Source organism: Lacrimispora sanguinis (assembly GCF_044987295.1).
GTDB lineage: Bacteria > Bacillota > Clostridia > Lachnospirales > Lachnospiraceae > Lacrimispora > Lacrimispora celerecrescens_B.
The window spans coordinates 866,733-880,461 of sequence record NZ_CP173277.1 but is presented as its reverse complement, the minus strand read 5'-3'; the positions used below and the strand labels follow the sequence as shown (position 1 = coordinate 880,461).

Sequence of the window (13,729 nt, the reverse complement as noted above, 5' to 3'; positions counted from 1 at the left end):
ATCCTGTTTGCCGGCGGAAGTCTTAACAAATCCGCTGACAAACAGGATTCTTTTTTCTCTAAATAGTATTAGAGTCCCATATCCAGGGTTTTCGCAGACAAGGTACTTCCCTTACGCAGCTCCTGACGTGCAGTCTGTATCAGGGAATCCATCTTTTCAAGCTCCTCTAACAAGAGCTTTTCTTCCTCGTTGGTATCCAGGACTTTGCTGATACCGCCGTTTTTAATGATGATCCGCTTGTCTGCCATAAGTGCCAGAAGAGGATCGTGAGTTGCCATTAACACGATCTTATCGGAGGAAATCAATAGCTCAAGAGCCTTTTTACGGTCAATTCCGGCATTTTCGATTTCATCGATAAGAACAATGGGAGAAGAGCTTAAAATAGCAGTATCTGCGATCATAAGGGCTCTGGACTGCCCTCCGCTTAAACTGGTGACAGGAGTGGTTAAGTCAAATTTTTCACCTGCCAGATGATTGGCGGCCAGGATGATCTGTTCAATAACAGTCTGGGGATTCTCCACCAGACGGCTTACGGCATGCATCCTTAAAAATTCTTCCACCGTAAGGTCCATAACAAAATTCATGTTCTGTGATAACTGTGCCACCAACCGGTTATTGGAGGAGAAACGCCATTTGTTATCCGGCTTCTTTCCATTAATCAAAATGCTGCGGCCTGTAGGCGTATCCTTTTGCGCCGCCCATTCGATATCTGCCAAAAGGCGGCTTTTGCCGGACCCTGTAGGCCCTACGATGGATATAATCTGAGAGGTTTCCGCCGTTAGTTCTGTAAAGCCTTCCGGATTGCCGGATTTGTCATTTCCCGCAAGGATTGTCATGGAAAGGACCCGGTTGCTTTTTTCAAGACCCAGAAATGCACTCATCTGTTCTAAGTAAACAGGTAGATTGGACAGGAGTTTTTCCTTGTCAATGGCCTGGTCCTCTAATTCCTCCTCTGTAAAATGTTCTAAATATTCCCGGAAGGTCTTATCTCCATACCCTGCAATATCCAGTCTGTTTTGTTCAAAGTATGCGCTTACAAAGGGATATTCCTTAAGAAGCTGGTCTAAGCTTAATTCCATCATGTCTTATCTGCCCCCAAATTGATTTTTTTAACGTTTCCCATCTGAAATGCTTCTCCGATCCTTGTTTCTCCAAGACAATAGGAGCAGAGAGCAGAAGGCATAGGGAAGCGAAGCTGCATGCCCTGGACGGATTCAATGTTCTGGTTTTCATCATAGAGAAGGCTTCCAAGCTCGTAGGCTCCCTGCCCGGTTAAGCCGTTTACATGCATGGTGACGGCACGGGGATTTACGGAGCTTACACAGGAGGCGAAAACCTCACGTTCCGCCTGGGACACGATATCCCCCTTTGTAATCACCACAAAATCTGCGGATTTTAACATGGGACCGATCTTTTTTGGAGTATTGATGCCGGAAAGATTGTCAATGACGCAAACTCCCTTGATTTCCTTTAAATAGGGGGAACAGCGGTTGCAAAGACCGGCGGATTCTGTGATGAGTAAATCCAGCTTTTCCTCATTGCCCCAATTTACCACCTCTTCAATATTGGAAGCAAAGAAATGATCAGGGCATAAGGCACCGGAAAGTCCCTTTTTTACCGGTATACCGGCCTTTTCGTAGGCAGCATCGTCATCCGTATAAAGGCAGTCAAATTTGACAACACCTACCTTTATATTTCTGCTCTGATAAGAGGCGATGGTTTTTAATATAACAGACGTCTTCCCGGAGGAAGGGGGGCCTGATACAATAATCAGATTCATAAAGCCTCCTTTTCCGCTGCCTGATAAAACAGCTGTTCTGTAGTCTTGATAAGCTCTCCGATATCATGGCTGTGAATATAATCCCAGCCAAGCCACATGAATTTCTGATCTGGTTTTAAGTGGTTGTCTACCAGCGGATTGGTAGAAGGAAATTTCCCGTTAGAGGAAAGGATTTCACCTATTTCTTTGGAATACAGGAAGTCCACAAATGGTTTGACCTTCTCCCTGTTCTTTGTACTTGCCAAAAGGAAAATCGGGCTGATGATCGCGCCATCCTTTGGCCATACGGGCCTAAGGGGACTTTTCTCATCTGCCATACTGGCAAAAAAGTAAGGGGAAATCGTAACAGCAGGAACCTTGTTTCCATCCTTTGATATATGGGATTTTACCATCTGGGCCGGATGCATGCTGCGCAAAAGAGCCTTTCCCATTTTTTCAATGCCCTCATCCCCATAATACCGGTGGATGTGCAGCAAAAATGCGTTAAACATGTCTAAGTCCTTCATTGGCATGCTGACGCTGTTTTCAAATTCAGGCTTCATTAAATCCGCCCAGCTTTCAGGAAACGGACGGTCTCCTAAAACAGCGGTATTCACCATAATAACCGCAGGAACAATGCCGATGATAGCATATTGATTTTTTGGATCCTTTAAAGAAATGGAGTCATTGTCAAAATCAGGATTTATTTGTTTCATATCAGAAATATCTTCAAAGGTACCGGAATCCCGGTAACGTCCCATAAGGCTTTTATCAAAAAACAAGTCAAAGCCAGCCGAAAGATAGAGATCGGATAAGGCATCCGCGTTGCCGTCTGCGGCGATGATCCGTTCCTTTACATCATCAAGTCCAAGGTTGGCAGATTTTAAATTGTAGTCCACCTTATAGTCCATGGAATCCTTCTGGGAAACCATCCAGGCTTCAAACTTTTCCAAAAGAGGAAGGCGAATGGGGCAGGGGAGTACCCCTTCAATGCGGATATCACCGCCTTCTTCTTTTCTCGTAGGGGTAAGTCCGGAAGTGAGGTCCGGAAGGTTTTGCTTAATGGTTTCTTCCAGTTTTTCTATGAAAAGCTCCTGATTAAGCTTTCTCATGGATAAGGCCATTTCCAGAGTGACCGTCTTACCAAGGGTGCTGCGCATGATTGGATTATTTAATTGCTCAAACCCATTTGCAACAAACAGTCCGATTGTTTCGGGAAATTTTTCGGTTATATCATAAATGGTGTCAGTAATATTTATATAATGTGCCATTTTTCTTCCTTTCTGTATGCGATAAAATTCTGGATTCTTCGATATGTTTATCATAACATATGATTTCCCATTTTGTTGTTGTAATTACAACACATGAGGAAACGTTATTGATACTATTTATTAAAAACTATATTTTAACACCTGTTTCCCATGAATGGTTAATATAATTTAATCGGTAAAAATCAAAAAATTATGGAATGAAAAAGAGCTGATGGAATTATGATGAATTAAATGGTTTAAAGAATAGTACAAGGAGAAAGTATATGATCGTTTCGTGGATGACAACAAACCAGTGTAATCTTAAGTGCAAGCATTGTTACCAGGATGCCGGCAGTAAAAAGGCAGATGAATTAACAACGGAAGAAGCCAAAAGGCTGATCGATGAAATCGCCAGGGCTGGTTTTCGCATTATGATATTCAGCGGAGGGGAACCGTTAATGCGCCCGGATATCTATACCCTGGTATCCTATGCAGCCGGTGTGGGCCTTCGGCCTGTTTTTGGCACCAACGGTATGCTGATTACGGAGGAAGCGGCTAAGAATTTAAAGAAATGCAAAGCTGCAGTCATGGGGATCAGCCTTGACAGCCTGGATGAACAAAAACATAACGGATTCAGGGGAGATGAAAATGCATACCGGCTGACTTTAGAGGGAATCGAAAATTGTAAAAAAGCCGGCCTGCCCTTTCAGATACATACTACGGTCATGGATTGGAATCAGGAGGAAGTGGAAGATATTATTGACTTCAGCGTGAAATCAGGCGCTGTAGCCAATTACCTGTTTTTTCTGATTCCGGTTGGCAGAGGGAGATATTTAGAAGAAACCTCGCTGAAAGTCATGGAGTACGAAAGGCTTCTGCAGACTATCATGAAGAAGCAGAAGGAAGTTCCCATTGATATCAAACCAACCTGTGCCCCTCAATTTACAAGAGTGGCAAAGGAGATGGAAGTTGATACCCGTTTTACCAGAGGCTGCCTGGCCGGACTTTCCTACTGCGTGGTAAGCCCTGTTGGAAAGGTCCGCCCCTGTGCCTATATGGTTGAGGAAGCAGGAGATATCCGCAAAGAACCGTTTGATGAAATATGGAAAAACAGCAGCCTGTTTAAAACCCTGCGCACCCGGAATTATAAGGGGACATGCCGTGACTGCATTTACGAAGAAGAGTGCGGAGGCTGCCGTGCGCGGGCAGGATATTATCATGACGGCGATTATATGGCAGAAGACAGCTATTGCGCTTACGGAAAACAATTATGCAAAGAAGGTGCCTTAATAAATTGAAGAAAAAATCCATGGTGTATGCAGTGATGCTTTTTATGATAGTAAATATGCTTGCCGGGTGCGGCAAAAAGACAGGGGAACCGGCTGCTGTGATGCCGGAGGAATACTGCTTTACCGATGCCCTTGGGCAGGAAGTGACGGTCAGGAAAACGGAGCGTGTGGTGGCGTTAATGGGGAGCTTTGCAGAAGTCTGGCTGTCAGCCGGAGGCAGTCTGGCCGGTGTTACGGATGATGCATTTGATGAAAGAGGACTGGAGCTTTCGGAGGAAACTGTATCCGTGGGGAAATATAACAATCCCAATGTAGAAAAAATCATAGCCTTAAACCCGGATCTGGTTCTATTGTCATCAGAAACCAAGGAGCATGCAGCGCTTAAAGAGGTTTTAAAACAAGCGGGCATTACGGCTGCCTATTTTAAAGTCACATATTTTGATGACTATCTGTCCATGCTTAAGACCTGTACGGAAATAACCGGAAGAGAAGAGCTGTATGAAAAAAATGGGCTGGCTGTAAAAACAGAGATTGGGGAAATCCTCGACAGAGCAAAAACTGAGGAGCCTCCCTCTGTTTTACTACTCATTACTTATTCCGGCGGAGCGGTAGCGCAAAATTCCAAGACCATGACAGGAAACATGTTAAATGATCTGGGTTGTAAAAACATAGCTGACGAGAATCAGAGCCTGTTAAAGGAGTTTAACATGGAGAGCATCGTAAAAGAAGATCCGGATTATATTTTTGTGATCCCCATGGGAAATGACGATACCCTTGCCATGAAGAATTTAAAGGAAAGCATTGAAAAGAATCGGGCATGGAATGGCCTTACCGCCGTTAAAAATAACCGTTACATTCTTTTGCCAAAGGAAAAGTTCCTTTATAAACCAAATGAAAAATGGGCAGAAAGCTATCAATACCTTTCGGAGATTCTATATGGGAAGAAATAATAAGGCGAGGCTGCTTATCCTTTTATCATCTGGGATGCTTACGGTTTCAGTTTTGCTGGGATTATGCCTGGGAGCCAGTAACATCCGGCCAACTGTTCTCGTAACTACCCTGTTTGCAGGAGAGCCTGATGATTTTTTATACCGGATTCTTCTTACGGTCCGCCTGCCAAGGGTAACAGCAGCCCTGCTTGCAGGAAGCGCACTTGCAGTATCCGGTGCGATCATTCAGTCCGTGTTAAACAATCCTCTGGCAAGTCCTAATATCATAGGCGTGAATGCAGGAGCCGGACTATTTGTTTTGCTGGCATCTGCTTTTCTTCCGGCAGACCCCCTCCTCCTGCCTTTGTCGGCGTTTTCCGGTGCCCTCCTTGCCTGTATGCTGGTTCTTGCCATTACCATGACCGGAAGATTGTCAAGGGTTCTGTTGGTTTTGACAGGCTTTGCGGTAAACAGTATTTTCAGCGCAGGAATGAATACGATTATGATTTTATATCCCGATGCCTACGTAGGCGCAGGAAATTTTCTGGTGGGAGGACTTTCCTCTGTTACTTCAAATGTACTTATCTATCCTTCGGTTTTTATAGCTGCAGGCTTTATTCTGGCACTGCTTTGCTCCAAGGGTTTAAACATTTTAAATCTTGGGGCAGACAGTGCAAAAACCCTGGGAATGAATGTAAATGCCTGCCGTTGTGCCTATTTGGCCATTGCAGCCATACTTGCAGGCGCGGCGGTCAGCTTTGCCGGGATGATCGGTTTTGTGGGCCTTCTGGTTCCCCATGGGGTGAAATTAATGATCGGTCAGGACAACCGGTATGTCATACCCGCAAGCGCTCTGACAGGTGGTATCTTCGTAATTTTGTGTGATCTGCTTGCCAGAACTTTATTCCTGCCCTATGAGCTGCCAGTGGGTATTTTGATGTCCTTGATGGGAGGACCGTTTTTTCTTTATCTGATTCTAAAAAACAGGCGGAAGGAATGATGGAAATTATGATCAGGCTTGAGGATGTGACTTATTCTTATAACAGGCAGCCGCTGATCCATGGGATGGATTTAACGTTTGAAAAAGGAAAGATAACCACCATCATCGGGCCCAATGGATGTGGAAAAAGCACGGTGATAAAGCTTTCTTCCCGTCTGTTGCATCCGGATAAGGGAAAGGTGTTTTTAGAGAATAGAGAGATTGGCGTTATGAAACGAAAGGAGTTTGCCAGGAGTGTATCTGTGCTGCTTCAAAGCAGCTACATACCGGATATGGCAGTGGAAGATGCGGTAATGTCAGGAAGATATCCACATCAGTCTCCAATCAGTTTCTCTTCTGCCGAGGATAAACGGCTGACCGAATATGCCATGGAAATGACATACTGCCAGTCTCTGCGAAACAAAAATATGCGCCAGCTTTCCGGAGGAGAGCGACAGCGTGTCTTTCTTGCCATGGTACTGGCTCAGGATACGCCGGTTATTATTCTGGATGAACCCACTACGTATCTTGATATTAATGTCTCCTATGAAATTATGGAGCTTATAAACAGTTTAAACAGGAAGCTTGGAAAAACCATTGTGCTGGTTTTGCATGATCTTAATCTGGCTCTCAATTACTCAGACCGGTTGGCTGTGATGGAAAATGGAAAGGTGGTCGCTTATGAGGAAGCTTCGGACCACAGGGTTCATCGCTGCATCAGTGATATCTTTAAGGTAGATATCCGGCGGATGACAGAAAAGGGGAAGTCTTATTATTATTCCTTTAAATTATAATGAGCGATGAAAATGATCGAAAGGTAGCTTTACCTGATTTTTTTGCTATGTTATACTAAAGGCAGCAGGAGTAAGAAAATCGTGAGCTGATATCAGATCTTTTTGTCGGCACAGGAAGGTAAAGCATGAAAAAAAGTATTGCGGTTATTGCATTAGACCCATTTGCAGGAAAAGCATATGCACAGCAGGTTCGGTCAGTGTTTGGAGAACGGGCAGTTGTACGAAATTATAGCATGATGGATGGAACAGCAGCGACTATGGAACCGTGTGATTTGTATATGGGATCGACGGATGCTTTTGATGCCATGGGGGATCCGAATCGGTATATTCCGTCTGATGCACAACGGATGGAAATTCAGGTTACTTATTTTAAAGAAGCGGTACGCCGTTTGGAAGAGATTCCGAAGGGAACAAAGGTCATTTTTGTCAATATCACTGAGGTTATGGCCAGGGAAGCAGTGACACAGCTGGAACAGCTGGGGATTACCCATTTAAAGTTTATACTCTATGCTCCGGGAAGCAAGCTGACTGATATGGCAGAGATTGCTGTTACTCCGGATGAAGAGCGTTATGTGCCAAGCGGGATTCCTACAATTATAAATCTGGGGCAGAGGACCTGCTCTGCCGATACCATGATTGAAGCTGCGTTCAGGCTGGGGTTTGACGACCTGCTGGAAGAAGCCTCATTTAAACAGTATCAGGAATCGGTATGCACCAATACCTACTATTTTGACCAGATGTTCAATCGTTCCAGAAGATTGGAGAGTCAGTTTGATATTCTCATGGAAGTACTTGATCAGGGTGTGATCGCGGTAAATGAACATGGAGAAATATATGCAATCAACAAAAATGCTGTTGATATCACTCGTGTTCCTGAAAATCTTAGTCTTACAAACATGGGGGAAGAAGTATTCCCTTATATCCCATTCCGGAAATGCTTAGAGGAGAAAAAGGAGACAAATCCTCAAGTTGTAAGAGTTGCAGGAAATCTGGTAAGCCTTTATGTGCGGCCGGTGTTAAGGCGGGATGTCTGTATTGGCGCCTTCGCCATCTTGCAGAAGTTCAATGAGATGGAGCGCCGGCAAAATGAACTCCGGGGTCAATTGATGAAAAAAGGCCAGGGGCATAGAGCCAAATATTGTTTTGATGATGTGATCGGAGAGTCCGATCTTATATTAAAGACTAAATTTATCTTGAATAAAATGGCCTGCACAGAATCTCCTGTTTTGTTAATAGGGGAAACGGGAACCGGTAAAGAGCTGTTTGCGCACTCCGTCCATAATGCGTCAAAGCGCAGGGATCAGCCATTTGTGGCAATCAACTGTGCAGCAATGCCGGAAAATCTGTTGGAGAGTGAACTGTTTGGTTATGAAGAAGGAGCTTTTACCGGCGCGAAAAAAGGAGGCCGTCCAGGTTTATTTGAATTTGCACATCAAGGGACACTATTCTTAGACGAAGTGGAAGGCATGAGCCCTGCGCTGCAGGTAAAGCTGCTGCGTGTTTTGCAGGAACGTGAAATCATGCGGGTAGGCGGAAATCAGATTATTCATGTCGATGTGAGGATCGTTGCTGCAACGAATGAAGAACTTGAGCAAAAGGTGGCGGAAGGCACGTTCCGGCAGGATCTTTATTACAGACTGAACGCATTGCCGGTGTTAATTCCACCGCTAAGAAAGAGAGCGGAAGATGTATTCTTAATTCTGGATAGCTTTCGTAAAGAACTTGGAGGAACATTCCGTTTAAGTGATGATATTAAGGAGTTATTTCGTAAATACGAATGGCCGGGAAATATACGGGAACTGCGTAATGTCGTGGATTATTTGTGCTTTACTGGCCATACCGTAATAACGATTGCTGATTTGCCTCCGGTCTTTCGTATAGGTAAATATGAAGAAGAGACCAATGAGACAAAAGATGCTGATCCGAAAGCATACGATACAGATAAGCCGCTTCCGTATCAAAATACATCGCATTTGCCTACCGAACAGGAGCGGGTAATTCTGGAAATTCTTTATCATGCAGAGCGTACAGGTCAGTCTATTGGACGGGATAAAATACTGTTGGAGGCTCAGATGCGCAAGATAAAGTTAACACAGCCTCAGGTGCGTAAAATATTAAGCAGATTAGAGGAAAATGGCTACGTAATTGTTACAAGGGGCAGAGGTGGAAGTAGTATTACCAAAAAAGGAGTCGATTGGATAACCAATTAATATGGTTAAAATAACCTAGTTTATAACCATATTCAAACCTATTTACAACCAATTAAAGACCAAAAGAAAAAGGTTTTCATTCCTCGGCAAAGTTCTGCAAAATGAAGTAAAAAGTATAAACGTAGAAAAGGCAGCATTTACAGGCTTTTTCTATGTTTTTATTAATATATTTTCTTCTTCATAAAAAGTTGGCACGTGTGTTGCTCTATATATAAATAGAAAACTGAAAGGAGCATTTTATGAAGTATAATTTTGACGTCGTAGTTGACCGAAGTGAAAACCGAGCGGGAAAATACGATGAGAGGCAAAAAAAGTTTGGTACCAAGGATGTGATACCGCTTTGGGTCGCAGATATGGATTTTCAAACGGCACAGCCAATCATTGATGCATGCGTGGAAAAAGCAATGGAAGGGATCTGGGGATATACATACCGGCCGGACTCCTATTTTGATGCAATACTAGGCTGGCAGTTCCGCAGGCATGGCTGGAAGATTGACAAGGAAAAAGTAAGCTGGAGCCTGGGAGTAGTACCAGCACTGTCTGCTATTGTCAAGGTATTTAGCAATAAAGGGGATTCTATCATGATCCAGACTCCCGTTTATTCTGAATTCTACGATATTACGGAGGCATGGGAAAGAAAGGTAGTTGAAAACCAACTAGTTGAAGAGGACGGAAAGTGGACAATTGATTTTGCAGATTTTGAAGAGAAAGCAAAAGATCCAAATGTGAAAATCTTTCTTTTGTGCAGCCCTCATAATCCTCTTGGGATTGTCTGGACGAAGGAGCAGCTTCAGAAAATGTTTGATATTTGTTACGCCAATGACGTGTTGATGGTTTCTGACGAAATACATTCTGATCTGGTGTTTCATGGAAAGAAACATATTCCAACCGCTATGATATCGGAAAAGGCCAAAGATCATGTCATAAGTTGTATTTCTGGAACGAAGACATTTAACCTTGCAGGATTACAGGCATCAACGAATGTTTTCCCGAACCTGGAAATGAAGGCCGCCTTTGATAAGTTTTGGATGAATTTAGACATCCACAGGAATAATGCATTTAGTTCCGTAGCCATGGAAGCGGCGTTTAACGAGGGGGAAGAGTGGTTAGAACAATTGCTTCCATATCTCTCTGAAAACTTTGAGTTTATCAGAGATTATTGTGAGAAGTACATTCCTAAAATTAAGCCTAATGTACCGGATGCTACTTATCTGGTATGGCTGGATTGCCGGGAATTGGGAATGAATAATGAAAGATTAAGAAAGTTTATGATTGAAGATGCAAAATTGGGATTAAATGAAGGCTATACCTTTGGCCGGAGTCTTTCCGGCTATATGAGATTAAATGCAGCATGTCCCAGATGCGTGCTGGAAAAAGCCATGAAACAGTTAGAGGATGCGGTAAATCGTCTGTAAAAGAAAGAAATGATAAAAGTCACTTGAAATCAAAATTATGGGGTGAAAAGGAGAAGTGTACTTATGAATAAGAAAGATATCTGGAAAAGCTATCGGTTCCCTATCCTGTTAGTGCTGGGAATTTTAATCGGATCAGGATTTGGATTAATTGCAGGTGAGAAGGCGGCAATCGTGAAACCGCTTGGCGATATTTTCCTTAACTTGATGTTTACAATCGTTGTGCCGATGGTCATGGTTTCTATTTCCAGTGCTGTGGGAAGCATGGTGAATATGAAACGTCTTGGTAGTATTTTAATGAATCTTATTGTTGTTTTTATCGGCACTGGCGCTGTCGCAGCTGTGCTGGTCCTGTTTGCTGTAAATCTTTTCCCGCCTGCGGCAAGCACTACAATTGCTATGGGTGCTACGGAAGTTGGGGAAACTGCTGCGGTTGGTGACATGATTGTTGGAGCTCTTACTGTTTCCGATTTTCCAGATCTGATAAGCCGTCAGAACATGCTTCCATTGATTATTTTTTCTGTCATGTTTGGGTTCTGTGTAAGTGCATGCGGCGGTGATGAAAGCCCTGTTGGAAAAATGCTTACTAACTTAAATGATGTCATCATGAAGATGGTCAATTTAATCATGAAATTTGCTCCGATCGGTCTGGGTGCATATTTTGCCAACTTAGTAGGCGAGTTTGGTCCAAGCTTAATTGGCGATTACGGTCGTTCCATGATCCTATATTATCCGCTCTGCTTAATTTATGTAGTAATATTCTTCCCATTGTATTCCTATATAGCAGGCGGAAAAGAAGCGGTTCGCCGTATGCTGAAATTTGTTCCTACCCCTGCATTGACTGCTTTCGCAACTCAAAGCTCAATGGCTACCCTGCCTGTAAATCTGGATGCTTGTGACAAAATGGGAGTTCCTAAGGATATTAGAGAGATTGTTCTTCCCATGGGAGCTACCATGCATATGGATGGTTCGGTATTATCTTCTATTGTTAAGATTGCATTTTTGTTTGGAGTGTTTCATCAGCCGTTTACAGGAGTGGGAACTTATGCCATGTCAATTGTTGTAGCGATTTTGTCTGCATTTGTATTATCCGGAGCGCCAGGGGGTGGTCTGGTAGGCGAAATGCTGATCGTCGGTCTTTTTGGTTTTCCACCAGAAGCATTTCCGTTAATTGCAACCTTAGGGTTCCTGTTTGACCCTGCAGCTACCTGCTTAAATTCATCTGGTGATGCCATTGCCTCCATGATGGTAGCCAGAATGGTTGAAGGAAAAGACTGGATTCATAATCGCTTAACACATAGCAACAAAGAACTAATTGAAAAATCAGATATTACTGCATAAAAGAAAGGAAAGATACTTATGAAAATTACAATTATTGGAAGCCACTTTTGCCCAGACACTCTTTACGCGCTGAATAAGCTGATTGATAAGAAAGCCAGCGTAGATTTTAAAAATTTGTCAGCAGATTTAAAGGATTTAAAAGCATATCTTGCTGCCCGTGAATCGGAACCGGCATATGAAGCGGTTAAAAGAAACGGTGGTATTGGGATTCCGTTTTTTATTCTTGAAGACGGAACCAAAACCCTAGACTTAGATGAGGTATTAGAAAAACTGTAATATCTTAAAAGCGGGGGCATATAGGAAACTGTCAGTAATCCTCATATGCCCCGCTTTTTGACCTTATCAAGTAGTGAAGCGGATCGCGAATATCCGATGGACTATTTGGTAAATCAGAAGCCTGAGCAATGGGGAGGATTGATATGGATACAAAGGATTTACGTTATACAACTTATGTTCAGATTTTAAAAGAAGAGTTAGTACCGGCAATGGGGTGTACGGAACCAATTGCCTTAGGATATGGCGCGGCAAAAGCGAGAGAAGTGCTTGGCAGTTTGCCGGATAAAGTAGAAGTAAATGTAAGCTATAATATTATTAAAAATGTAAAAAGCGTTGTTGTACCCAATACGGATGGCTTAAAGGGAATTGAGGCAGCAGTAGCAGCAGGAATCGTTGCTGGTGACGCAACGAAGCTTCTGGAGGTTATTTCAGTCGTTAGTAATGATAAAAAGTCAGAGATAAGAGACTTTATGAATCATGTGCCGATTACGGTGAAAGCGATAGATGGAGAACTGACGTTTGATATCGTGCTCATTTTATTTAAAGGGAATGAGTATGTAAAACTGAGAATTGCTCAATATCATACAAACATCATTCTGATTGAGAAAAATGGAGAAACATTATTTAATTTGGAAGCCGGCAGGGAACAGGGGAGTGAAAATAGTATTGAAAACACTCAGGAGGTTGGCTTAACAGATAAGAGCCTGCTAAACTTAAAAGATATAATCGAATTTGCAGATACATTGCTGGTCAAAGATGTGAAAGACATTTTAGATCCTCAAATTAATTACAACATGGCGATTGCTTTAGAGGGATTAAAGAATGATTATGGCGCAAACATTGGAAGCACATGGCTGGCTTCTTACGGAAATGATGTCCGTAATCGTGCAATTGCCAAGGCAGCGGCCGGCAGTGATGCAAGAATGAGTGGATGCGAACTTCCGGTAATCATTAACTCCGGCAGCGGGAACCAGGGAATTACGGTTTCAGTTCCTGTGATTGAGTATGCAAATGATCTGGATGTGACAAGGAACAAATTATATCGTGCCCTTGCCCTTGCAAATCTGATCTCCATCCATGAAAAGACCGGAATTGGCCGGTTGTCAGCGTATTGCGGCGCTGTCAGTGCCGGGTGTGCCGCCGCATGTGGTATTGCCTATTTATTAGGCGGTGGATTTGAAGAGATCGCACATACTCTTGTAAATTCTGTTGTCATTACATCTGGCATGATCTGTGACGGAGCCAAGCCTTCCTGTGCAGGGAAAATAGCTACCAGTATTATGGCAGGGCTTTTAGGCCATGACATGTTTAAAAATGGGGAGCAGCAGTTCCGTTCCGGTGAAGGAATAATTAACCGTGATGTCGAGGAAACCATACGTAATGTCGGACGGCTTGGTAAGGACGGAATGCGTGAGACGGACCGGGAAATTGTTAAGATAATGATTGGCGAGTAATGGTAAGGGATACAAATATTTATCTGTAATATATAC

The 13,729-nt window shown here is 43.2% G+C and carries 12 protein-coding genes; 9 read left to right on the top strand and 3 right to left on the bottom strand.

Annotated features, from left to right (window positions below; genetic code table 11):
* Positions 1-68: 68 nt before the first annotated feature.
* From ACHZES_RS04190 to ACHZES_RS04180, 3 genes are read right to left on the bottom strand one after another with little or no spacing between them, the layout of a single operon-like run.
* Positions 69-1,082: an ATP-binding cassette domain-containing protein gene (locus ACHZES_RS04190; protein WP_395547799.1), complete on the bottom strand. Its 1,014-nt coding sequence runs from the start codon at positions 1,080-1,082 to the stop codon at positions 69-71.
* The gene (locus tag ACHZES_RS04185) at positions 1,079-1,780 is read right to left on the bottom strand and encodes a GTP-binding protein (protein ID WP_038281541.1); all 702 of its coding nucleotides are present in this window, start codon (positions 1,778-1,780) and stop codon (positions 1,079-1,081) included. The genes ACHZES_RS04190 and ACHZES_RS04185 overlap by 4 nt, the downstream gene beginning before the upstream one ends.
* Entirely contained in the window at positions 1,777-3,030 is a 1,254-nt protein-coding gene (locus ACHZES_RS04180) for an ABC transporter substrate-binding protein (RefSeq protein ID WP_395547800.1), read from the bottom strand. Before ACHZES_RS04180 ends, ACHZES_RS04185 begins: the two co-directional genes overlap by 4 nt.
* 263 nt (positions 3,031-3,293) lie before the next feature.
* On the opposite strand from ACHZES_RS04180, the gene nirJ2 reads away from it, so the two are divergent.
* The 9 genes from nirJ2 (at position 3,294) to ACHZES_RS04135 (ending at position 13,693) form a co-directional block, all read left to right on the top strand.
* On the top strand, positions 3,294-4,307 hold the full coding sequence (nirJ2, locus tag ACHZES_RS04175) for a putative heme d1 biosynthesis radical SAM protein NirJ2 (RefSeq protein WP_310580320.1): 1,014 nt from the start codon (positions 3,294-3,296) through the stop codon (positions 4,305-4,307).
* Between the two features lie 35 nt (positions 4,308-4,342).
* A complete protein-coding gene (locus ACHZES_RS04170) occupies positions 4,343-5,248 on the top strand; it encodes an ABC transporter substrate-binding protein (protein WP_395547801.1) in 906 nt (301 codons plus the stop codon).
* Positions 5,235-6,227, top strand: a complete 993-nt coding sequence (locus ACHZES_RS04165; RefSeq protein WP_395547802.1) for a FecCD family ABC transporter permease — start codon at positions 5,235-5,237, stop codon at positions 6,225-6,227. The genes ACHZES_RS04170 and ACHZES_RS04165 overlap by 14 nt, the downstream gene beginning before the upstream one ends.
* Positions 6,224-7,000, top strand: a complete 777-nt coding sequence (locus ACHZES_RS04160; protein WP_395547803.1) for an ABC transporter ATP-binding protein — start codon at positions 6,224-6,226, stop codon at positions 6,998-7,000. Before ACHZES_RS04165 ends, ACHZES_RS04160 begins: the two co-directional genes overlap by 4 nt.
* Positions 7,001-7,125: 125 nt before the next feature.
* Positions 7,126-9,210 (top strand): sigma 54-interacting transcriptional regulator, encoded by a 2,085-nt coding sequence (locus tag ACHZES_RS04155; RefSeq protein ID WP_395547804.1) that lies wholly within the window; start codon positions 7,126-7,128, stop codon positions 9,208-9,210.
* Between the two features lie 239 nt (positions 9,211-9,449).
* Positions 9,450-10,625: a MalY/PatB family protein gene (locus ACHZES_RS04150; protein ID WP_395547805.1), complete on the top strand. Its 1,176-nt coding sequence runs from the start codon at positions 9,450-9,452 to the stop codon at positions 10,623-10,625.
* A 63-nt stretch (positions 10,626-10,688) separates the two neighbouring features.
* The gene (locus ACHZES_RS04145; protein ID WP_154524262.1) at positions 10,689-11,963 is read left to right on the top strand and encodes a dicarboxylate/amino acid:cation symporter; all 1,275 of its coding nucleotides are present in this window, start codon (positions 10,689-10,691) and stop codon (positions 11,961-11,963) included.
* Between the two features lie 18 nt (positions 11,964-11,981).
* Complete coding sequence (locus ACHZES_RS04140) at positions 11,982-12,239, top strand: glutaredoxin (RefSeq protein WP_395547806.1); 258 nt, start codon at positions 11,982-11,984, stop codon at positions 12,237-12,239.
* Between the two features lie 143 nt (positions 12,240-12,382).
* Positions 12,383-13,693, top strand: coding sequence for a serine dehydratase subunit alpha family protein (locus tag ACHZES_RS04135; RefSeq protein WP_395547807.1), 1,311 nt, complete (start codon positions 12,383-12,385; stop codon positions 13,691-13,693).
* Positions 13,694-13,729: the final 36 nt, after the last annotated feature.

What these genes read in the sequence shown, in the direction of transcription:
- ACHZES_RS04190 (WP_395547799.1), bottom strand. Translation starts at nt 1,082, where the DNA reads ATGATGGAATTAAGCTTAGACCAGCTTCTTAAGGAATATCCCTTTGTA.
- ACHZES_RS04185 (WP_038281541.1), bottom strand. Translation starts at nt 1,780, where the DNA reads ATGAATCTGATTATTGTATCAGGCCCCCCTTCCTCCGGGAAGACGTCT.
- ACHZES_RS04180 (WP_395547800.1), bottom strand. Translation starts at nt 3,030, where the DNA reads ATGGCACATTATATAAATATTACTGACACCATTTATGATATAACCGAA.
- nirJ2 (WP_310580320.1), top strand. Translation starts at nt 3,294, where the DNA reads ATGATCGTTTCGTGGATGACAACAAACCAGTGTAATCTTAAGTGCAAG.
- ACHZES_RS04170 (WP_395547801.1), top strand. Translation starts at nt 4,343, where the DNA reads ATGATAGTAAATATGCTTGCCGGGTGCGGCAAAAAGACAGGGGAACCG.
- ACHZES_RS04165 (WP_395547802.1), top strand. Translation starts at nt 5,235, where the DNA reads ATGGGAAGAAATAATAAGGCGAGGCTGCTTATCCTTTTATCATCTGGG.
- ACHZES_RS04160 (WP_395547803.1), top strand. Translation starts at nt 6,224, where the DNA reads ATGATGGAAATTATGATCAGGCTTGAGGATGTGACTTATTCTTATAAC.
- ACHZES_RS04155 (WP_395547804.1), top strand. Translation starts at nt 7,126, where the DNA reads ATGAAAAAAAGTATTGCGGTTATTGCATTAGACCCATTTGCAGGAAAA.
- ACHZES_RS04150 (WP_395547805.1), top strand. Translation starts at nt 9,450, where the DNA reads ATGAAGTATAATTTTGACGTCGTAGTTGACCGAAGTGAAAACCGAGCG.
- ACHZES_RS04145 (WP_154524262.1), top strand. Translation starts at nt 10,689, where the DNA reads ATGAATAAGAAAGATATCTGGAAAAGCTATCGGTTCCCTATCCTGTTA.
- ACHZES_RS04140 (WP_395547806.1), top strand. Translation starts at nt 11,982, where the DNA reads ATGAAAATTACAATTATTGGAAGCCACTTTTGCCCAGACACTCTTTAC.
- ACHZES_RS04135 (WP_395547807.1), top strand. Translation starts at nt 12,383, where the DNA reads ATGGATACAAAGGATTTACGTTATACAACTTATGTTCAGATTTTAAAA.